At 60.4% G+C, this 21,487-nt stretch carries 19 protein-coding genes and 1 tRNA gene; 15 read left to right on the forward strand and 5 right to left on the reverse strand.

The features are described 5' to 3' along the window. The 4 genes from BS300_RS09785 to BS300_RS09800 all read left to right on the forward strand — a co-directional run bounded on the left by BS300_RS09785 (position 1) and on the right by BS300_RS09800 (position 5,145). Entirely contained in the window at positions 1-1,044 is a 1,044-nt protein-coding gene (locus BS300_RS09785) for an ABC transporter permease subunit (RefSeq protein WP_071912411.1), read from the forward strand. A gap of 150 nt (positions 1,045-1,194) precedes the next feature. Next, entirely contained in the window at positions 1,195-3,012 is a 1,818-nt protein-coding gene (locus BS300_RS09790) for an extracellular solute-binding protein (protein ID WP_071912413.1), read from the forward strand. A 31-nt stretch (positions 3,013-3,043) separates the two neighbouring features. After that, the gene (locus BS300_RS09795; RefSeq protein WP_071912415.1) at positions 3,044-4,102 is read left to right on the forward strand and encodes an ABC transporter ATP-binding protein; all 1,059 of its coding nucleotides are present in this window, start codon (positions 3,044-3,046) and stop codon (positions 4,100-4,102) included. After that, positions 4,099-5,145 carry a dipeptide ABC transporter ATP-binding protein gene (locus BS300_RS09800; RefSeq protein WP_071912417.1) on the forward strand — a complete coding sequence of 349 codons (1,047 nt, stop codon included), beginning with the start codon at positions 4,099-4,101 and terminating at the stop codon, positions 5,143-5,145. The genes BS300_RS09795 and BS300_RS09800 overlap by 4 nt, the downstream gene beginning before the upstream one ends. A gap of 81 nt (positions 5,146-5,226) precedes the next feature. On the opposite strand, the gene BS300_RS09805 is transcribed toward BS300_RS09800, so the two are convergent. Beyond that, positions 5,227-5,838 (reverse strand): YitT family protein, encoded by a 612-nt coding sequence (locus BS300_RS09805; RefSeq protein WP_042031690.1) that lies wholly within the window; start codon positions 5,836-5,838, stop codon positions 5,227-5,229. 241 nt (positions 5,839-6,079) lie between these two features. Here BS300_RS09805 and BS300_RS09810 point away from each other — a divergent pair, with 241 nt between their 5' ends. From BS300_RS09810 to BS300_RS09830, 5 genes are all read left to right on the forward strand, one after another. Beyond that, positions 6,080-7,429: a UDP-glucose/GDP-mannose dehydrogenase family protein gene (locus BS300_RS09810; protein ID WP_071912419.1), complete on the forward strand. Its 1,350-nt coding sequence runs from the start codon at positions 6,080-6,082 to the stop codon at positions 7,427-7,429. Continuing rightward, positions 7,426-8,439, forward strand: a complete 1,014-nt coding sequence (locus BS300_RS09815; protein WP_071912421.1) for an NAD-dependent epimerase — start codon at positions 7,426-7,428, stop codon at positions 8,437-8,439. The genes BS300_RS09810 and BS300_RS09815 overlap by 4 nt, the downstream gene beginning before the upstream one ends. Positions 8,440-8,551: 112 nt before the next feature. Next, positions 8,552-9,157, forward strand: a complete 606-nt coding sequence (locus tag BS300_RS09820; protein ID WP_071912423.1) for a DUF2076 domain-containing protein — start codon at positions 8,552-8,554, stop codon at positions 9,155-9,157. Between the two features lie 204 nt (positions 9,158-9,361). Further along, positions 9,362-9,550 (forward strand): hypothetical protein, encoded by a 189-nt coding sequence (locus BS300_RS09825; RefSeq protein WP_033114101.1) that lies wholly within the window; start codon positions 9,362-9,364, stop codon positions 9,548-9,550. 155 nt (positions 9,551-9,705) lie between these two features. After that, positions 9,706-10,557 (forward strand): lytic transglycosylase domain-containing protein, encoded by an 852-nt coding sequence (locus tag BS300_RS09830; protein ID WP_071912425.1) that lies wholly within the window; start codon positions 9,706-9,708, stop codon positions 10,555-10,557. Positions 10,558-10,565: 8 nt separating this feature from the next. On the opposite strand, the gene BS300_RS09835 is transcribed toward BS300_RS09830, so the two are convergent. Then, on the reverse strand, positions 10,566-11,129 hold the full coding sequence (locus tag BS300_RS09835; protein ID WP_239693818.1) for a YgjV family protein: 564 nt from the start codon (positions 11,127-11,129) through the stop codon (positions 10,566-10,568). 57 nt (positions 11,130-11,186) lie between these two features. After that, complete coding sequence (locus BS300_RS09840; RefSeq protein WP_071912427.1) at positions 11,187-11,762, reverse strand: Crp/Fnr family transcriptional regulator; 576 nt, start codon at positions 11,760-11,762, stop codon at positions 11,187-11,189. Between the two features lie 242 nt (positions 11,763-12,004). Here BS300_RS09840 and ettA point away from each other — a divergent pair, with 242 nt between their 5' ends. The 3 genes from ettA to BS300_RS09855 all read left to right on the forward strand — a co-directional run bounded on the left by ettA (position 12,005) and on the right by BS300_RS09855 (position 15,726). Then, the gene (gene ettA, locus BS300_RS09845; RefSeq protein WP_005338959.1) at positions 12,005-13,672 is read left to right on the forward strand and encodes an energy-dependent translational throttle protein EttA; all 1,668 of its coding nucleotides are present in this window, start codon (positions 12,005-12,007) and stop codon (positions 13,670-13,672) included. A 126-nt stretch (positions 13,673-13,798) separates the two neighbouring features. Next, positions 13,799-14,116 (forward strand): hypothetical protein, encoded by a 318-nt coding sequence (locus BS300_RS09850; protein ID WP_005349395.1) that lies wholly within the window; start codon positions 13,799-13,801, stop codon positions 14,114-14,116. Between the two features lie 266 nt (positions 14,117-14,382). After that, positions 14,383-15,726, forward strand: coding sequence for an NCS2 family permease (locus tag BS300_RS09855; RefSeq protein WP_033114095.1), 1,344 nt, complete (start codon positions 14,383-14,385; stop codon positions 15,724-15,726). 171 nt (positions 15,727-15,897) lie between these two features. Here BS300_RS09855 and gltX read toward each other — a convergent pair whose 3' ends face one another. Further along, the gene (gltX, locus tag BS300_RS09860; RefSeq protein ID WP_058057262.1) at positions 15,898-17,313 is read right to left on the reverse strand and encodes a glutamate--tRNA ligase; all 1,416 of its coding nucleotides are present in this window, start codon (positions 17,311-17,313) and stop codon (positions 15,898-15,900) included. Between the two features lie 276 nt (positions 17,314-17,589). On the opposite strand from gltX, the gene BS300_RS09865 reads away from it, so the two are divergent. From BS300_RS09865 to BS300_RS09875, 3 genes are all read left to right on the forward strand, one after another. Beyond that, positions 17,590-19,692, forward strand: a complete 2,103-nt coding sequence (locus BS300_RS09865; RefSeq protein WP_033114093.1) for a methyl-accepting chemotaxis protein — start codon at positions 17,590-17,592, stop codon at positions 19,690-19,692. A 100-nt stretch (positions 19,693-19,792) separates the two neighbouring features. After that, entirely contained in the window at positions 19,793-20,461 is a 669-nt protein-coding gene (locus BS300_RS09870) for a LysM-like peptidoglycan-binding domain-containing protein (protein WP_041207920.1), read from the forward strand. A gap of 272 nt (positions 20,462-20,733) precedes the next feature. Next, positions 20,734-20,943: a cold-shock protein gene (locus tag BS300_RS09875; protein ID WP_005297820.1), complete on the forward strand. Its 210-nt coding sequence runs from the start codon at positions 20,734-20,736 to the stop codon at positions 20,941-20,943. Positions 20,944-21,362: 419 nt separating this feature from the next. Here the strand turns inward: BS300_RS09875 and BS300_RS09880 are convergent. Next, positions 21,363-21,438: transfer RNA gene (locus BS300_RS09880), tRNA-Gly, on the reverse strand. Positions 21,439-21,487: the final 49 nt, after the last annotated feature.

A 21,487-nucleotide genomic window follows, 5' to 3' on the forward strand; every position in this document is an offset into this window, starting at 1 on the left:
ATGAAGCTCAATCCGGTTACCTTGAAAAAACTCAAGCGCTTCAAGTCGATCAAGCGCGGTTACTACTCCTTCATCATCTTCACTGCGCTGGTACTACTCTCCCTGCTGGCGGAGCTGCTGGTCAACAGCCGGGCGCTGATGGTGAGCTATCAGGGCCAACTGCACTTCCCCACCTATGGCGATGTGATCCCCGGTCAGCAGTTCGGGCTCGATTATGAGTACGAAACCAACTACCGCCAGCTCAAGGCCAAGTTTACAGCAGAGGGTCAGGGTGACTGGGTGCTGTTGCCACCGGTACCCTGGAACCCCTACGAGCAGGATTTCAAGGAGGATGCCTACCCGCCCTATGCTCCGAGCATGGCTGAGCGCCACTTCCTCGGCACCGACGCCAGCGGTCGCGACGTGCTGGCACGGCTGGTATACGGCTTTCGCATCGCCATCGGCTTTGCCTTTATAGCGCTGGCGGCCAGTTACGCCATCGGGGTCACCATCGGCTGTCTGATGGGGTTTCTTGGCGGCCGCTTTGATCTCATCCTGCAACGCTTTATCGAGATCTGGTCCCAGGTGCCGTTTCTCTACGTCATCATGATTCTGGTGTCGCTAGCCAAACCCAACTTCGGCCTGTTTGTAGCCATCAACGTGTTGTTCGGCTGGATGGGGATCACCTGGTATATGCGCACCCTCACCTACAAGGAGCGGGCGCGGGACTATGTGATGGCAGCGCGGGCGCAAGGGGCAAGCACCGGACGCATCATCTTCCACCACATCCTGCCCAACACCCTAATGATGATCGTCACCCTGGCGCCGTTCGCCGTGGTGGGCAATATCTCCACCCTGACGGCGCTCGACTATCTGGGCTTCGGGCTGGCACCACCAACCCCGAGCTGGGGGGAGCTGCTCTCGCAGGGGATCAACAATCTCGACGCCATCTGGATCGTCAGCTCGGTGGTGGCAGCGGTGAGTCTGGTGCTGATCATGGTCTCCTTCATCGGCGAGGCGATCCGCGAGGCATTCGATCCGCGCAAATTTACCCGTTACCAGTAAGCCAGCCGCTACCAACGCGCATCGGCAGGCGCCGGGTAACAAACAGTCATTAATGCAGGACGGACCACCCCCACCGGCGGTCCCGGGGCAAGGGATAATCCCGTTATCAATCAAGACCCCCAGTGCAGGGGTCAGACCTGGAAGTCAAACATGAAAAATAAAATCAAATGGATAGGTGCTCTCTTTGTGCTGGTTAACGGATCCTGGGTCTGGGCGGCCAGCCTGCCCGCGGATCTCAAATGGGAGACCAACGACACGGATCCTGTGTTCGCCTCCCCCAAGGCGCTGCCGGGCGGCAGCCTCAATATGTTTGTGGACAGCTTTCCGCTGACGTTTCGCACCGTGGGACCTGACTCCAACGGCTCGTTCCGTTCCTTCATCATGGATAACCAACTGCGGCTCATCAGCTTTCACCCCAATACCGGCAACCCCATTCCGTCGCTCGCGACCCACTGGGCCATCGCGCCAGACAGCCAAACCGTCTACTTCAAGCTGGATCCACGCGCCAAATGGTCGGATGGCAAGCCGGTCAATGCCGATGACTACACCTTCGGCTACGAGATGATGCGCTCCAAACACATCAAGGGGCCCTGGTTCAACAACTACTACACCACTGAAGTGGTCGCGGTAGAGAAGATCGATGATCACACCATTATGGTCAAAGCGGGCAACCGCAAGGCCAAGATGGACCTGCTCAACACCACCGAGCTGTGGCCCCAGCCCAAGCACTACTACAAGCTGACCCCTAACTGGGTGAAGCAGTACAACTGGGCCGTGGTGCCCACCACAGGTCCCTACGTGATCAGCGACGTCAAGAAGGGCAAGTCGGTCACCTTCAGCAAGCAGAAGGATTGGTGGGCAAAAGACGATCGCTATAACCAGCACAGATTCAACATCGACACCATCAAGGTACAGGTGATCCGCGACCACAACATCGCCTTCCGCCACTTCCTGAAAGGGGAGATCGATACCTTCGAGATGATCCTGCCCAACTGGTGGCATGAAAAAGCGGTCACCCCGGAGTACAAGAAGGGGTACGTGCAGAAGGTGATGGCCATGACCGACACCAAACAGGGCGGTCAGGGGGTGCACCTCAATGTGGCCAACCCCAAGCTGGCGGACGTAAACGTGCGCCTCGGCATCCAGCACGCCTTCAACATCGACAAGATGATCGAGACCGTGCTGCGCGGCGACTATGACAGAGCCACCACCTTTGACTCGGGCTTTGGCGAGTTCACTGACATCACGCTGCCGGAGCGGGCTTATGACATTGGCAAGGCGCGGGAGTACTTTGCCAAGGGTGGCTATAACAAGCCGGGGCCGGACGGCATCCTGCAAAATGAGAAGGGTGAGCGGCTGACGCTGGCGCTCACCTACACCAGTCAGGAGCACTCCAAGCGACTGACCGTGCTGAAAGAAGAGGCCAAGAAAGCGGGTCTGGATCTGGAGCTCAATCTGGTGGATGGCGCCACCGGCTTCAAGGTGATGCTGGAGAAGAAACACGAGGCGGCCTGGCTCGGTTGGGGCGGCGGCGGTCTCTATCCGCAATATTGGGAGTTTTTCCACTCCGCCAACGCCAACAAACCGCAGACCAACAACCTGTTCAACGTGGCTGACAAGGAGCTCGACGCGCTGATCGATGCCTACAACGTCGAATTCGACATGGCCAAGCGGGCCAAGCTCTCCCAGCAGATCCAGCAGCGCATCTATGACCTCGCCATCTTCGTGCCCGGGGTGCAGCTCAACTATGTGCGGGCCAGCAGCTGGCGTTATGTGATGCTGCCGGAAGTGCCTGCCACCAAGAACACGCCGGATCTGCTCTACTGGCCGATGGACGGTTATCCTCACAGTAGTGGCGGTCTGCTCTGGCTCGATCCCAAGGTGAAGGAAGAGACCCGCAACGCCAAGGAGGCAGGGGAGGCGCTGGCGCCCATCAACCTGCTCGACAAGACCTATGCACGTCATTGATATTCAGGCCATTGCGAAGGGAGCAGCAGTTATGCCCAACACCCAGGCCCCCATTCTTGACGTACCGGATAACGGGGGTGAGTTCGCCGTTGATCACGGCCAGCACCAAGCCTCGATTCTTGAGGTAAGCAATCTCGAGGTGGAGTTCGCCGTCGATGACGGCAAGATCAAGGTGCTCGACGGGGTCAGCTTCAAGGTGGCCCCGGGTCAGACGCTGGGGATCGTCGGCGAGTCTGGCTGTGGCAAAAGTGTCACTTCACTCGCCATCATGGGGCTCTTGCCCAAGCCCCACGGTCAGGTGGTGGCCGGTTCCATCCGCTTTCAGGGGGAGGAGCTGCTGTCGCTTGCGCCGGATCAGATGTACAAGGTGCGCGGCAACCGCATCTCGATGATCTTTCAGGAGCCGATGACGGCCCTCAACCCGGTGCAGACGGTGGGGGAGCAACTGATGGAGGTGTTTCGCCTCCATCGCCCCGAGTATGACAAGGCCCAGCGCAAAGCTGCGGCCATCGCCATGCTGCAGAAGGTGGGGATCCCGGAACCGGCCCAGCGCTTTGCGGTCTATCCCCACAACCTCTCCGGCGGCATGCGCCAGCGAGTGATGATCGCCATGGCGCTCTCCTGCGAGCCAGACCTGCTTATCTGTGACGAGCCGACCACGGCGCTGGATGTCACCATTCAGGCCCAGATCCTCGAATTGATGAAAGAGCTGCAGGCCCAGACCGGGATGGCCATCATCTTTATTACCCACGATCTGGGGGTAGTGGCGGAGCTGTGCGACGAGGTGGTGGTGATGTACGCCGGGCGGGCGGTAGAGCAGGCCGACGTGTTCGAACTGTTTGACCACCCCCGTCACCCCTATACCCACGGCTTGATAAGCTCAATCCCGCGCCTTGAGGATGAGCCCAAGAGCCTGCTCAAGACCATCAAGGGACAGGTGCCAGCCCTGCACGAGATGCCCGCTGGCTGCCGCTTCTCCAACCGCTGCCCCCATGCAACCGATCTCTGCATCAGCGCCATTCCGGCGGTGGAGCAGTTAAATCTGCGCCACCATGTCGCCTGTCACTACTGGAAGGAGTTGACCGTATGAGCACTCTGTTATCGGTCAGGGATCTGAAACAGCACTTCCGGCTGGGAGGCGGGTTCCTGCGCAAGCAATATACGGTTCACGCGGTGGATGGCATCAGCTTCGACCTGAAACAGGGGGAGACGCTGGGGCTGGTGGGTGAATCGGGCTGCGGCAAGTCCACCCTCGGGCGCAGCCTGCTCAAGCTGTTCGAGCCGACCGCGGGCACCATCACCTTCGAGGGGCGCGACATCACCGCCCTCAGCCCGAAGGAGATGCGATCCCTGCGTCAGGAGATGCAGATGGTGTTTCAGGACCCTGCAGAATCCCTCAACAGCCGCCACACCGTGGGCCAGATTTTGGAGGAGCCCTTTATCATCCACGGTAAAGGCAACACTGAACAGCGGCGCGGCTGGGTGCAGGAGCTGCTGGCAAAAGTGGGCCTGCCGGGCAGCGCGGTGGATCGCTACCCCCACGAGTTCTCCGGCGGTCAGCGCCAGCGGATCGGCATCGCTCGCGCCATCGCCCTCAAGCCCAAGCTGCTGGTGTGCGACGAGGCAGTCTCGGCCCTCGATGTCTCGGTGCAGTCGCAGATCGTCAACCTGCTGCTCAGCCTGCAGCGGGAGATGCAGCTCGCCATCATCTTCATCGCCCACGATCTGTCGGTGGTGAAACATATCTCGGATCGCATTGCGGTGATGTATCTGGGACGGATCGTCGAACTGGCGGATGCCCAGTCGCTCTATCTGGCGCCGCGCCACCCCTATACCCAAGCGCTCATCTCCGCCATTCCGGTGCCGGACCCGCGCAGGCGCAACCAGCGCATCCTGCTGACCGGCGATGTGCCCTCCCCCATCTCGCCACCAAGCGGCTGCCACTTCCACCAACGCTGCCCCCATGCGACCGAGCTGTGCAAGAGCAAGGCGCCCAGGCTGGAGGTGTGCGATGAGGCCCATCATCAGGTGGCCTGTCACACCCCGCTCACCGTCGGTAGTCACGCCATCAGCGGCAGTTCCATCAGCAGCAACGCTACGAGCGGCGACAGCAGGCTGGAACAGGCAAGCTAGGCGCAGCGAACAAACGCCAGGCTAGAAACAGACGAGGCGGCCATCTGGCCGCCTCGTGCTATCGGGTCAATCTGCCAACCGTCAGGCGATCTGGTAGCGGCCCGGCTTGTGGTTAAGTGTCAACACCAGATTACAGATAACCGCCGCCACGATGGAGAGAGCCAGAATCCAGGGCTGTACCACGAAGAACGAGGCGATGACGATGGCGCAATCGAGCCCCATCTGCAGCTTGCCCGCCCTAATGCCAAAGCGATCCTGAATAAAGAGCGCCAGAATATTGAAGCCCCCCAGACTCGACTTGTGGCGAAACATGATAAGCAGCCCCATACCGATCAGGGTGCCGCCGATTAGCGCCGCATAGAGGGGCTCTATCTTGCCGATCTGCAACACGCCGTTGAGGTGATCGGTCATGTAGGAGACCGCCGCCACCGAGACGAAGGTATTGAGAGTAAAGCGCGGCCCCATTCTGAGCCAGGCGAGCGCGTAGAAGGGCAGATTGATACCGAAGAAGAGCAGGCCAAAGCTGATCCCCGTCACCTGTTGCAGCAGCAGCGCCAGCCCGGCCGTGCCGCCGGTGAGCAGGCCCACCTGATGAAACAGGAAGATGCCGAGGGAGACGAAGCCTGCCGCGGTCAGCAGGGCCAGCACATCCTCATAGACGGGATGGGCAGTACGAGTCGAGGTGTTGTCCATAACCTGTATCCAAGCGAAGTAAAGAGAGAGTGTCTGACGCCTGCCCTATTCGGCAGGCTGCGAGCCCTGTCGGCAGGGCTTCGTTATGAGGTCCAGTCTATTTTTTGTGAAAATGATCACAACAAGGGGGCTGCACGCCCCAATCTGGTGCCTGTCATCCGGCATTGACACTCGCTGCACCAAGATGCAGCATGCCGGCCTCTGATACCCCGCATCCCATCCGCAGCAAGAGGCGTTTTCCATGAAGGTCACCATTTTTGGCACAGGCTATGTCGGGCTGGTTCAGGCCGCCGTTCTGGCCGAGGTGGGCCATCAGATCTGCTGCATTGATGTGGATGAGGGGCGGATCGCCGCGCTTCGGCAGGGCCAAATCCCCTTCTACGAGCCGGGGCTGGCTCCGCTGGTCGAGAGCCATCTGGCCAGTGGTCGTCTGCACTTCTCTGCCGATCCGGCAGTCGGAGTCGAACACGCAGACCTGCAGCTCATCGCCGTAGGCACACCCGCAGATGAGGATGGCTCTGCCGATCTGCAACATGTGCTGACGGTGGCCGACACCATAGGCCGGCTGATGAGCCGCCCCAAGCTGGTGGTGACCAAGAGCACCGTGCCGGTCGGCACGGCGCAGCAGGTGCGGCAACATATTCAGGCGCAGCTGGCCGAGCGTGGTGTAGCTCTTGAGTGCGACGTGGCCGCCAATCCAGAGTTTCTCAAGGAGGGGGCTGCTGTCAGCGACTGCATGCGGCCGGATCGCATCATCATCGGCTGTGACAGCGAGACGGCGCTGGAGCAGTTGCGCGTCCTCTACGCCCCCTTCAACCGCAATCACGACCGGATCGTGGTGATGGATTTGCGTAGTGCCGAGCTAACCAAGTACGCCGCCAACGCCATGCTGGCCACCCGCATCTCCTTTATGAACGAGATGGCGGCACTCGCCGAGGAGCTGGGGGCCGATATCGAGGCGGTGCGCCAGGGGATGGGGGCCGATCCCCGCATCGGTTACCACTTTCTCTACCCGGGCTGCGGCTATGGCGGCTCCTGCTTCCCCAAGGATATCCAGTCCCTGCTGCACACAGCCCGCTGCGTCGACTGCGACGCCCCGTTGCTCGCCGCGGTCGAACAGGTCAACCAGCGCCAGCAGCAGAAGATGGCCAAGCGGCTGCTGAGTCACTTCGGCCCGGATCTGCACGGCCGCACGTTTGCCCTGTGGGGACTGGCGTTCAAGCCCGGCACCGACGACATGCGCGAAGCACCGAGCCGCCCGCTGCTGGCCGCCATCTGGGCCGCTGGCGGCAGGGTACAGGCGTTTGATCCCAAGGCGATGGCTCGCGCTCGCGAACTTTACGGCGAGCGACCAGATCTTCTGCTCTGCCCGACTCAGGAATCTGCACTGGAGGGGGCCGATGCCCTGCTCATCTGCACCGAGTGGCAATCCTTCCGCGTCCCCGACTTTGCCCGGATGAAGAGCCTGCTCGCCAGCCCCGTCATCATCGACGGGCGCAACCTCTACGATCCGGTTCGCCTGCACCAGCAGGGCTTTTGCTACTACGCCATCGGGCGCCCTCACCTTCCTCTCGCACAGGTGCAATCATGAGCTGGCTGGTGACCGGGGCCGCCGGTTTTATCGGTTTTCACGTGGCCAGCCGGCTCTGCGCGGCAGGTCATCGGGTGGTGGGCATCGACAATCTCAACGACTACTACGAGGTGAGTCTGAAAGAGGCGCGACTGGCGCAGTTGGCTGGCTTCCCCCATTTCCACTTCGAACGGGTCGATCTGGCGGATCGCGAAGCGATGGCGGCTCTCTTTGCCCGTCATGGCTTCGAGCGGGTGATCCATCTGGGGGCGCAGGCGGGGGTACGCTACTCGCTGGAAAACCCGTTTGCCTACGCCGACAGCAACCTCACCGGCATGCTGACAGTGCTGGAGGGGTGCCGCCAGCACGGCATCCAGCATCTGCTCTACGCCTCCTCCAGCTCGGTTTATGGTCTGACCGACCAGATGCCCTTCACCACCGAGCAGCCGGTGGATCACCCGGTCTCCCTCTACGCCGCCACCAAGAAGAGTGGCGAGCTGATGGCTCACGCCTATTCCACGCTCTATGACCTGCCCACCACAGGGTTGCGCTTTTTCACCGTCTACGGCCCCTGGGGTCGGCCCGACATGGCCATCATCAAGTTCACCCGCGCCATCCTCGCGGGCGAGCCTGTCGACGTCTATAACCACGGCGATCTCAGCCGCGACTTCACCTTTATCGACGACATCGTCGAAGGGATCCTCGCCGTCGCCGACCTGCCGCCCCGTCCCAATCCCGATTGGCACGCCAGCGAGCAGACTCCTGCCGAGAGCGCCGCGCCCTACCGCATCCTCAACATCGGTCATGGTCAGCCGGTGCGGCTGCTCGACTTTATCGAGGCGCTGGAAGAGGCCCTCGGCAAACCCGCCATCAAGCGAATGCTGCCGATGCAGGCGGGTGACATGCACGCCACCTGGGCCGATAGCGAGCCCCTCCATACCCTCACCGGCCTGCGCCCCGCCACCTCCATCAAGGAGGGGGTCGCCGCGTTCGTCCGCTGGTATCTCGACTACTACCAACCCGGCGCGTGAAATTGTCGGGCTGCAGCCCTTGGTCGCCGATGAGTTAATCCGGTACCACTGGCTTGCCACGCGTTTTAGGATGGCTGAACGCACTGTCTGCGCACCATAGCGAGGATTTGAGATGCAACAGCAGGAACAGGGTCTGATCGATGGACTGTTCGACCGCCTCAAGCAAGCGCAAGCCAGGGATAGCAAGCGAGACCAACAAGCGGATCAGCTGATCCGCCAGCATCTGGCCCAGCAGCCCGATGCCCCCTACTACATGACCCAGGCGCTGCTGATCCAGCAGGCTGCCCTTACTCGCCTCAACGAGCGAGTTAAGGAGCTGGAGGCAAGCCAAAGCAGTTCGAGCGGCGGCAGTTTTCTCTCCGGCCTGTTTGGTGGCGAGAACACTCCGCCCCCGCGCTTCACGCCGCCACCGGCAACGGCGCCTGCCCAACCCGCTTCCCGTACCAGCTCCTTTCTCGGTGGCGCCCTGCAAACCGCAGCCGGGGTTGCCGGCGGAGTCATGCTGGCCGACATGATCGGCGGACTGTTTCACAGCAACCGGCCCGAGGAGATCATCGACATCATAGAGCCAGCGCCCATTACCAATTCGGTCGATGCGGAACCGGTACGCTGGGACGGCTGGGATTCACCTCCCGATGATGGCGGCAGTTTTCTCGACGACGATAGCCAGAGTGGCGGCTGGACCGACAGTGACGATAACAACGGCGGTTTCTTCTAACCGTCAAACCATTACTGGCCCCGCATCTGGCGGGGCCCAACTCGATACGAAACCCATGACTATGGAAAGTGTGATGACACCACGGACCGGCAGCGGCATGACGCGATATACTCACTTCGCTTCGTGCCACCCGGGAGATACTCCCGACCCCAGGCGCTCTGTCCGTGGCCACGCAACACCCCCATGACGACAAGGAGCCACCTCATGATCCGAACCCTTCTCCTGATTGGCGCCGCCATCGCGGCCTATGCCCTGACCCAGAATCACACCCTGCTTCCCCTTATCAGCATGTTGATCCTGCTTTCGCTCTGGGTTGTCAGCGAAATTGGCAGCTTCTATCGCGCGCTTCCTCCCGCCGACCTGGATGAGCATGAGTATCACCACGACTTCTAACCCGATGAAAAATGGTATGAAACTCTCGCAATGCCGTTAGTTCCATACCATTTTGCTCTCTGAAATCCCCCCGCTATAACAACAGGATCCACTGCTTTCATGGCGATGGCAGCCATGTTCCTCTATATCTTCTCTACTCAAGCAGGAGATAAACGATGGGGAAGATCAGCGAAAACGGACTGTTTTTGCTGCTTTTTTTGTCGTCGCTACTGGCGGGCATTCCGCAGACGGCACAGAGCAGGGATTTCAGACAAGCCCCCAGGGCAATGACGGCACTCAGGCAGGGGCAGGCAGCCCAGCACAGCGGCAATCTGCAAAAGGCGATAGCCCTCTACTGCGTAGCCGCCAGCACCGGTAATCCCGAAGGTTACTTCCGGATCGGCCGTCTGCTCGCCACCGGCCCCGCCTCGGTGCGCAGCGCGAAAATGGCCAACAGCTATCTCGCCATGGCGATGCGCCTTGGCAACCAGCAGGCCAGCCGCTACTACAACCCGCGGGTCGGCAATGCCCCCATGGACGATCAGTGCGGTGTCGGCATGCGCGGCGGACAAGGGAGTTATTTCGCCCTGCCCAGCACACCGTTCAATGTCGAAGCCTATCTGGCACGCCAGTCACCAGGCAAACAGAAGCTGGCCACCATGCTGCGCCACGCAGCCAAGCGCCATCAGGTCGATGTGCGGCTGGTGCTGGCCATCGCCATTGCCGAATCCAACCTTGAAAGCCGCGCCGTCTCCGCCAAGAATGCGCAGGGGGTGATGCAGCTGATCCCCGAAACCCAGCAGCGTTTTGGTGTCACTCAACCCTTTGATCCGGCACAGAACATCAAGGGTGGCGTCAGTTATCTCAAGTGGCTGGATCGCCGCTTCGATGGCGACTGGGTACTGATCTCGGCAGCCTACAACGCAGGTGAGAAGGCAGTTGAGCGCTATGGCGGTATACCGCCCTATGACGAGACCCGGGAGTATGTCAAACGGGTGCTCTACTTCGCTGGTCACAAGCAGCCCTGAGCGAACACTCAGTTGCCAGTCCGCTCGGAAGGCGGCTCCAGATTGCGACAACTATGGTTATGACCACTACCGGCCGAATAGTGGAAGCCATAGTGGCGGTAGTAGCCCACCAGATTGCTGACCAGAAACAGCCCCTCCATCAGTGCGGCGACCGGTGAGCCCACCAGCAGGTTGTTGACCAGCCAGCAGAGGGTACCGAGCAGCATCCAGCGCCGCAGCTGGCGATCATCCGGGCAAAACGCGGCCCGGGTTTGCAGTAGGCTCGCCAGCAGCCCGATCAATGAGAGTACGCCCTGATAGGTCGCCAGCGCTGCCGCACAGGCCAACCCCATGAAAAACCACATCAAGATGCGGCGAACCAGCCAGATACTCACCAGAAAGCGTACGCTGGCCAGCAGCAACAGGCAGGCGGCCGACCACTGCCCGAGCAGGGCAAAGTGACCGGCATTGAGCGCGCAGGAGAGTGCCAGGCAGGCCAGGATCCTGCGACGATCCCGCAACTGAAACGACAACAGATCGAGCTGCAAGGCCAGGCTCACCACCAGTTGCGACCACAGAAACAGCGACATCATCCACCCCTCGTCCGTCATTTGGATGGCGCAGCATGAAGTGGCAACCGGCAGGTGGCATTAACCCGTGTTAATGCGCCTGCGGATCCGTGACAGGGTGACCGGGCTGATGCCGATGTAGTTGGCGAGCTGTACTTGGGTCAGTCGTGCCGGCCAGTGGGGGAAGGTGTGGCAGAGCTCCCGATAACGCTCTTCGGGGGAGTGGAGCAGCAAAAACGCCTCCTTGCGCTCCTTGTAACCGAGCTGCTGACGCAGCAGGGACATGCAGACCGGCTGCCAGATGGGCTCATCCAGCAGGGCGATTGGCACCCGCACCACCTGCAGCTCCGTCAGCGCCTCCAGCTGGTAGCGGGCGAGCGACCCCGTGAGCCAGCTGTCATAGAGCAGGCAAAGCTCCCCTTCGAAGTAGAACTCCTTGCAGCGCTCCTGTCCGTCCCGGGTGTAGTGGCAGGCGCGAGCGATGCCCGCTTCGATATAGAAGGCAGCCTCCTGTTCGGCCCCTTGCGCTAACAGCACCTGACCGGCTCGCAGCGTCTGCCGTGGCAAACGCTGACAGAGGGCTTCGCTCAGGGCGGCGTCCAATCCCATGGCACACAAAAAGGTGGCAAGCAGGGGGGCTTGAGGAGATGGGTTCATGAGGGCTCCGGAACAAAACGGCAGCCCACATCATGCCCAAATTGCACGACTGATGCAGCAAGGCGTGACCCTGTTGGCAAAGGGGGGACATAGCCGGGTGCCGCCTTTGCCCCCCCTCGTCCGTTGGTTTACAATCGACGGGTTTTTTGGAACCCGGTTGACCTGTGTCGACCTGGCCCCACCACGACATCAGTCTGTTAATGCCAAGACATTAACCTGCTGAAAAGGAAGAGAATTAGCCAATGGCTCAATTTATTTACACCATGAACCGGGTCGGCAAGGTAGTGCCGCCCAAGCGTCATATTCTCAAGAACATCTCCTTGAGCTTCTTCCCGGGCGCCAAGATCGGCGTACTGGGTCTGAACGGCGCCGGTAAATCGACCCTGCTGCGCATCATGGCGGGCATCGACACCGAGATCGAAGGGGAAGCCCGTCCGCAGCCCGGTATCAAGATCGGCTACCTGCCGCAGGAGCCGAAGCTGGAGCCGGAGCAGACCGTACGCGAAGCGGTCGAAGAGGCCGTTGGCGAGGTGAAGCGCGCCATGGCCCGTCTGGACGAGGTCTATGCGGCCTACGCCGACCCGGATGCCGACTTTGACAAGCTGGCCCGCGAACAGGGCGAGCTGGAAGCCATCATCCAAGCTCAGGGTGGCCACAACATGGAAAACCAGCTGGAGCGTGCGGCCGATGCCCTGCGCCTGCCGGCTTGGGATGCCAAGATCAAGCACCTCTCCGGTGGTGAGCGCCGCCGTGTGGCACTCTGCCGTCTGCTGCTGGAAAAGCCGGACATGCTGCTGCTGGACGAACCGACCAACCACCTGGATGCGGAATCCGTGGCCTGGCTGGAGCGCTTCCTGCACGACTACGAAGGCACTGTAGTGGCCATCACCCACGACCGTTACTTCCTCGACAACGTGGCAGGCTGGATCCTGGAGCTGGACCGCGGCGAAGGTATCCCGTGGGAAGGCAACTACTCCTCCTGGCTGGAGCAGAAAGACGCCCGTCTGGCGCAGGAAGCAAGTTCCGAAGCGGCCCGTCGCAAGTCCATCGAGAAAGAGCTGGAGTGGGTTCGTCAAAACCCGAAAGGGCGTCAGGCCAAGTCCAAGGCCCGTATGGCTCGCTTCGAAGAGCTCAACACCAACGACTACCAGAAGCGCAACGAGACCAACGAGCTGTTCATTCCGCCCGGACCGCGCCTCGGCGACAAGGTGGTGGAAGTGGCCAACCTGCGCAAATCCTATGGTGATCGGGTGTTGATCGACGATCTGTCGTTTGCCATTCCAAAGGGTGCCATCGTCGGCATCATCGGTCCGAACGGTGCCGGTAAGTCGACCCTGTTCCGCATGATGTCGGGTCAGGAGCAGCCGGATTCCGGTGCCATCACGTTAGGTGAAACCGTGGTGCTGGCCTCTGTCGATCAGTTCCGCGACAGCATGGATGACAAGAAGACGGTATTCGAGGAAGTCGCTGACGGTCAGGATATCCTGCGCATCGGCAACTACGAGTTCCCGAGCCGCGCCTATATCGGCCGCTTCAACTTCAAGGGTTCCGACCAGCAGAAGCGGGTTGGCGAACTCTCCGGTGGTGAGCGCGGTCGTCTGCACCTGGCCAAGCTGCTGCAGACCGGCGGCAACGTGCTGCTGCTGGATGAACCGACCAACGATCTGGATATCGAAACCCTGCGCGCCCTCGAGAACGCCCTGCTGGAGTTCCCGGGTTGTGCCATGGTCATCTCCCACGACCGCTGGTTCCTCGACCGTATCGCCACTCACATCCTCGACTATCAGGATGAGGGCAAGATCGAGTTTTTCGAAGGTAACTTTACCGAATACGAAGAGTGGAAGAAGAAGACCTACGGCGCCGAGGCCATCCAGCCGCACCGCGCCAAGTACAAGCGTATCGCCAAGTAAGCGGTCGGTCGGCGCAAGCCGTACCATCGCAGCTGCGACCAGCGTCACAAGGGGAGCTCCGGCTCCCCTTTCTGTTGCCTTTTGGCTTACAATCCAAGACGGATAACATTGCATGGATGTACTGAAATGACCAAAAAACTGACCATCCAGATCCGGGTTGAACCCGGCTGTCTCGGGCCGGATGGCAAGGAACACATCGAAACCTTCTGCGTTGCCGCCGCCAAAATCTTCGAAGCGGTCGAGCCGGAGCTGGTGAGCTGGGTGCTGATCCCTCGCTATGACAAGAAGCTGCCGGAGCAGGAGTTTTTTCTCAACGATCTCAAGCTGAGCGAGGAGCAGGCCAGCCTCTTTCTGCGCCGCTTCGGCCGCGAGCTGGGGGAAGTGCAGGATCAGCTCGATTCGGTGCTGGCCCAGCTGGTGGAGCGCTACTTCAAAACTCTCTGATCTCTGCCCTCTCCGCGCCAAAAAGGTTCTCCGACGAGAACCTTTTTTGTTGGCGAAAAAGCAAACGTTTGATCTTTTGCTCCATTCATTGATCCGCTTCGCAGATCCGGGGTTTGTAAACGGCGTCGCCTGTGTAAAAATGTGCGCGCTGTCACGGTATCAGGACGAGTCTGGTTACTTCTCCACCAGAAACAGGGCCATCACTCCCCCATGAATGGGAGCCCGCTCGCCTGCTGCTTATTTCACGTCACCTATTGGAATCCAACATGAATCAACCACAACAGGCCCCCACACAGGCTGCCGGGCAAGGATTGCTTGAGCGTCTGTTTGCCCTGAAGGGCCATGGCACCAACGCCCGCACCGAACTGATCGCCGGCATCACTACCTTCCTGACTATGGTCTATATCGTGTTCGTCAACCCGCAGATCCTCTCTGCGGCCGGCATGGACACCCAGGCAGTCTTTGTCACCACCTGCCTCATCGCCGGTATCGGCAGCATCCTGATGGGTCTGCTCGCCAACCTGCCCATCGCGCTGGCACCCGCCATGGGCCTCAACGCCTTCTTCGCCTTCGTGGTCGTGGCCGGGATGGGCTACTCCTGGCAAGTGGGTATGGGCACCATCTTCTGGGGCGCCATGGGACTGCTGATCCTCACCCTGCTGCGGGTGCGCTACTGGCTGATCGGCAATATTCCGCTCACCCTGCGGGTCGGCATCACCGCCGGTATCGGTCTGCTGATCGCCCTGCTCGGCCTGCACAACGCCGGGATCGTCGTGGCCAGCCCCGCGACTATGGTGACCGTGGGCAACCTCACCTCCCTGCCCTGCCTGCTGGGTCTGCTCGGCTTCTTCCTGATCTGCATCTTCTCCGCCCGCGGCGTTCATTCCGCCGTGCTGATCGCCATCGTGGTCACCACGGCGCTGGGCTGGCTGTTTGGCGATGTTACCTTCAAGGGTTTTGTCTCCATGCCCCCCAGCATCGAGCCGGTGTTCGGCCAGCTGGATCTGATGGGCTCGCTCGATATCAGCCTCGCCGGGATCATCTTCTCCTTTATGCTGGTTAACCTGTTCGACTCCTCCGGCACCCTGATCGGCGTCACCAACCGCGCCAAGCTGGCCGATGACAAGGGCCACTTCCCGCGCATGAAGCAGGCACTGCTGGTCGATAGCGTGAGCTCGGTCGGCGGCGCTTTCATGGGCACCTCCTCGGTCACCGCCTTTATCGAGAGCAGCTCCGGCGTTGCCGTCGGCGGCCGTACCGGTCTGACCGCCATCGTGGTCGGCATCCTGTTCCTGCTGGCAATCTTCTTCTCCCCGGTCGCTGCCATGGTGCCGGCCTATGCCGCCGCTGGTGCTCTCATCTATGTGGGCGTGCTGATGTGCTCCGAGCTGACCCGGGTTAAGTGGGAAGACCTGACCGAAGCGGTACCGGCCTTCATGACTGCGGTGATGATGCCGTTCAGCTTCTCCATCACCGAGGGGATCGCCGTGGGCTTCATCTCCTACTGCGTGATGAAGGCGGGCACCGGTCGCTGGCGCGAAATCAACCCCTGCGTGCTGGTGGTAGCCCTGCTGTTCGTCCTCAAGTTCTTCTGGGTAGACGGCCACTAAGTCAGGCTTTCGCCAACAAAAATGCCAGTCAGCTGACTGGCATTTTTTATCCCAAACTATTCTCGGCCTGTGCGATGGCCATAAAAAAATCCGAAACCAGTGGTTTCGGATTTTTTCTACTCAGCATGTGGCAGAGCAGGGTTATCCCCTCGCCTGCCACATCGGCAGCACTTACTCGGCAGCCATGCGGGCTTCGATGTAAGCCAGCGCACGGTCGATACGAGCAAGTACACGCTCTTTGCCCACCAGCGCCATCACGGCATCGATGGCCGGGGACTGACCCAGACCGGTGACGGCCACACGCAGCGGCATACCAACCTTGCCCATGCCCTGACCCAGCTCGGCAGCGGTCGCTTCAATCAGCTCGTGCAGCGCTTCGGTAGTCCAGCTATCCAGTGCAGCCAGCTTGGTCTTGGCCAGAGCCAGCGGCTCGGCAGCCACGCCGCGCAGGTGCTTCTTGGCAGCCGCTTCGTCGATCGCTTCATACTCTTCGAACAGGTAGCGGCTCTGGGCGGCCATCTCGACCAGGGTGTTGCAGCGCTCGGCCAGCAGGGTGACCACGTCGGCCAGCGCCGGGCCATTGCTGGTGTCGATCTTCTGGTTTTCCATGTGCCATGCCAGATGCTTGGCAACATAAGCCGGATCCAGGCTGCGCATATAGTGGTTGTTCAGCCACAGCAGCTTGTCGGTGTTGAAGGCAGAGGCAGACTTGGAGATGGCATCCAGGCTGAACAGCTTGATCATCTCTTCCAGGCTGAAGATCTCCTGATCGCCGTGGGACCAGCCCAGACGCACCAGATAGTTCAGCAGCGCTTCCGGCAGGTAGCCGTCGTCGCGGTACTGCATCACGGAGACTGCACCGTGGCGCTTGGAGAGCTTGGCACCGTCGTCACCCAGGATCATGGAGACGTGGGCAAACTCAGGTACCGGCGCGTTCAGCGCCTTGTAGATGTTGATCTGGCGCGGGGTGTTGTTGATGTGGTCTTCGCCACGCACCACGTGGGTGATCTCCATATCCCAGTCATCGACCACAACGCAGAAGTTGTAGGTCGGCGCGCCGTCGGTACGGCGAATGATCAGATCGTCCAGCTCGGTGTTGGCGAACTCGATGCGGCCACGGACGTGGTCATCGAACACCACGGAGCCTTCGGTCGGGTTGCGAAAGCGAATTACGTGCGGCGCATCGGCCGGGTGATCATGGGCGTGGTCGCGGCACTTGCCGTCATAACGGGGCTTCTCGCCGTTGGCCATCTGGCCTTCACGCAGCGCTTCCAGACGCTCTTTGGAGCAGTAGCACTTGTAGGCGCGGCCGTCAGCCAGCATCTCGTCGATCAGCGCGTTGTAACGGTCGAAGCGCTTGGTCTGGTAGTAGGGGCCCTCATCCCAGTTCAGCTCCAGCCATTCCATGCCCTCAATGATGGCGTCGATGGCCTCCTGAGTGGAACGTTCCAGATCGGTATCCTCGATACGCAGCACAAACTCACCGCCCTGGTTCTTTGCAAACAACCAGGAATAGAGTGCGGTACGGGCACCGCCGACATGCAAAAAGCCGGTCGGGCTGGGAGCAAAACGGGTTTTGACTTTCATCTTTAAGCCTTGTGTAGAGGGCCTTGGGCCAATTCGTTAAAAAAACCGTCGCATTTTAGCACCGACAATCACGGATGGGAAAACCATGAAGCCGCAAAGGGCAAAGTAGCGGGTTTAATTTGCGCAACTCCCCCCTGCCCCCCCTGATCTTTGAAGGGGATCGCAGAACAAAATCCCCATTTCCGATTTGCTATGCATAGCGCTGGAGAGCTGCCTCCTCCTGCCGATATCCAGACAACTCTCAACGCCCCACGCAACAAGAACAAGGAAGAGACGATGCAGTTCCGTTCAATCCAGACCCGAATACTGGTCATGGCCGGGATCGCCATGACGACAGCCCTGGTCATCCTGATCCTGCTCAACCAGTACTCCGGTCAACAGACCCAGAAGCTGACCATCAGCTCCAGCCGCGCCGCCCTGCAGCAGGAGGCATGGCAGAAGGTCAGTGCCAACGCCCGCGCCGAAGCAGCCACCATCACCCAGCTGTTGCAAAAGGGGCTCTCCTACACCCAGCAGATGGCCAGCGTCTTCGCCCAGCAACAGCAGGGCAAGCTGCCGCTCGATCGTCAGCAGGCCACCGACCTGCTCAAGGCCCAGCTCGCCCTTGAGCCCCAGCTCTACGGCGCCTTCGCCGGTTTCGAACCAAACGGCTTCGACAGTCAGGATGCCAGCTTTGCTGGCCAGACCGCCCTCGGTAGCGACAGCAAGGGGCGTTTTGTCCCCTACTTCTATCGCGACAAGGACAAGGTCGGTACCGACCTGCTGCTCTCCATCGAGAAGAGCGAGACCGACAGCTTCGGCAACCCGGCCAACGACTACTACGCCTGCCCGAAACGGGAGGGGCGCTCCTGCCTCATCGATCCCTTCAAGGTGGATATCAACGGTCAGCAGGTGCTGGTGAGCACCATCACCACCCCCATCATGGTAGATGGCCAGTTCCGGGGGATTGCCGCGCTCGATCTGGCGGTGGACTCCATCAGCCGTCAGGCCCAGTCCCTCAACAGCAACATCTATGACGGCAAGGGAGAAACCCTGATCGTTAGCGCCGCCGGCGTCATCACCGGCACCAGCGGCGATGCCAGCCTGCTTGGCAGCAGCGCCGAGAAGGTGCTGGGCAGCCAGTGGCAGCAGTATCTGAAGCCGGAACTGCAGCGTCAGGAGCTGAACAACTCGTTTCGCATCTCGGTCCCCATCATGGTGCCGGGAATGAGCCGCAACTGGGCCATCATCGTCACCCTGCCCTATCAGGTGGTGCTGGCGGGGGCCGATCAGCTGGAGAACCAGCTGGGCGAGATGAACCGCACCGCCGTGACCCAACAGCTGGTCGGCGCCTTTATCGTGCTGGTGCTGGCGCTGGTCACCATGTTGATGATCGCCCGCAGCATCACCGGCCCCATCCGCCAGATGGTCAGCCTGGTGGATGATATCGCCGATGGCGAGGGGGATCTCACCAAGCGCCTCAACACCCGCTCGGTGGACGAGCTGGGGGATCTGGCCAAGGGGATCAACCGCTTTATCGACAAACTGCAGGGGCTGCTCGGGGATGTGCTCAAGACTGCCAGCGAAGTGAACCGCCATGCCGGCGATACCGACCGCATCGCCGGCCAGACCGACACCAACCTGCAGCATCATCAGGCCGAGATGGAGCAGATGCTGACCGCGGTGCAAGAGATGTCCTACGTCAGTCAGGAGGTCGCCACCCACGCCAACAACACCGCCGACTCGGCCAAACAGGCGCAAAGCGCCGCCGATCAGGGCAAGGAGCGCTTCCAGCAGGTGATCCAGTCGATGCACAAGGTCGCGGCAGAAGCCGGTAAAGGGGCCGAAGTGGTGGAAGGGCTGGCCCACGACAGCGAGCAGATCACCAGCATCCTCACCGTCATTCAGGGGATTGCCGATCAGACCAACCTGCTTGCCCTCAACGCCGCCATCGAAGCAGCACGGGCCGGTGAGCAGGGACGCGGTTTCGCGGTGGTCGCCGACGAGGTGCGCAAACTGGCGGGCAACACCCAGCAGGCGGTACAGAACACTCAGGAGCTGATCGAGAAGATCCGCCACAGCTCGACCAACGCGGTCAACGCCATCAACCAGAGCCAGCAGCTGACCCATCAGGCGGTGGGCGAAGCGGATCTGGCGGAGGAGGCGCTTGGCAGCATCTACAAGGCCATCTCCACCATCAACGACATGACCTACCAGATCGCCTCGGCCGCCGAAGAGCAGAGCTCGGTCTCCGAGACCGTCTCCGGCAACCTGTCAAAAACCAACGCACTGGCCAACGACATCGCTCAGGATGCGACCGAAACGGCCAAAGCCAGCCAGGCCCTGCGCCAGGCAGCCGACAAATTGCAGCAATTATTGGGACAATTTCGTCTCAGCTGATAATTTTCCACCTCAGGACTCTCCCCCTCGGGGGCGAGTCCGTTTACCATAGGCGGCGAAATTTGCCTGATGGCAGGCAATGCAGTGAGAGGTAAATGCCGTGCCCACCCCGGACCGTCGCCCACGTGGCCATAACAGACGAGCCCAGCAGCGTCGCAAAGACGAATCACAAGTATCCCTGCTCCATCGTATCAATGCAGCAACAGAGTCCTTGCGCCAACGATTTGGCAAAAAAGAGCAGCAGCCCGCCCCGCGCAGCCAGAGTGCCAGCACCGGCAAATTCAAGCTGAGCAGCCCGCTGCCGCGCAAGAACACCATAGGTCTGCTGATCCTGATCCCGCTCTGGCTGCTGGTGCTGGCCTGGGAGCCCGCCCCGAGCGTGCCCAAAGCGCCGCCGTCCGGTTCGCTGGAAGTGCCGCTGGCGGTACCGGCGCAAGCCCTGACTGTTGGCAATGGCACCACGGGCAGTGCGCCTGCCGCCGCCAAACCGGTCGAAGAGAAGGTCAATGGCACCTGGCTGCAGCACGATGTGCAGGCCGGTGAGACTCTCTTCTCCATCTTCCGCAAGTTCGAGCTGCCGGGCGCCGAGCTCAGTCGCCTGATCGCCATCGAGGGGCCGGATCGGCCGCTGACCCGCCTGCAATCGGGCCGCTCCGTCTTCATTCTGGTGGATGACAGCCGCCGCATTCAGCGGGTCGAGATCCGCTCCTACGGTCAGGCCATCTATCGCTATGACCGGCAGGGCGAAGGGTTCGTCCTCAAGGAGTAAAACAAAACGGGAGGCTGCGGCCTCCCGTTTTACATCCCGATCCCTGCCAAATAAGCTACTGACTTCACAATATTTTTAGCTTGTTCAAAAAACGACAGGGGTCAAATTGACAAGGATCGGTGCTAACGTACAATCGATTGTGCTTTAGACAGGGATTGTTCTGCGTGCTACTGGGACAAAGAGACGTGGTCAGTCATGAGCCAACCCCTGCTGCAAGGCAAATGCAGCCCCACAGGGCTTAGTTTCATTTTGTTATTGATAGGATTTTGCACATGTCTGACATTCGCACCGGCCAGGTAAAATGGTTCAACGAAACCAAGGGTTTTGGCTTCATCGAGCAATCCCAGGGTCCGGACGTATTCGTTCACTTCTCCTCCATCCAGAGCGCAGGTTTCAAAACCCTGGCTGAAGGTCAGAAAGTCCAGTTCACTGTGACCCAGGGCAAGAAAGGCCCGCAGGCCGAGAACGTCACCGTTATCTAAGGCCACGCCAGTGAACATGTAGGAGGTGCCATCGGCCCTCCTATTTTTTTGCCCGCGTTTTTTGCCCGCAATGTCCCCTCCCCGATCGGCAGAGCTCTTGCCGGGCTTGCCATCCCCGCCTGCAAGCCGTTTATGGCCACCACCGGCCGCTATAAATCAAATTTATGGGTTTTGGTTAAATGCCCCGGTTTTAACTTATACCGAGCCCATGCCTGTCATTCAGCCCCTGCCATGTCTGTTAGCCGACCGCAAAGGGTTGTGCCCGATCTCCGAGAGGCTATTAGCGAGCAATACATCTTGGTCTTATGACTTGGGATATGCGGGGAAGAGATAAAACAGGCAAACGCAGGATACGACAAATCATCGCAGCGCGATGTGATGGGCAATTCAAAGGGATTATGAGGACTTCGAAGAGAGATTGGAGCGGGAAACGAGACTCGAACTCGCGACCCCGACCTTGGCAAGGTCGTGCTCTACCAACTGAGCTATTCCCGCAACAGAATGTCATTTACAAGTGATTGGAGCGGGAAACGAGACTCGAACT

The organism is Aeromonas sp. SCS5 (genome assembly GCF_001887375.1).
GTDB classification, from domain to species: Bacteria; Pseudomonadota; Gammaproteobacteria; order Enterobacterales; family Aeromonadaceae; genus Aeromonas; species Aeromonas jandaei.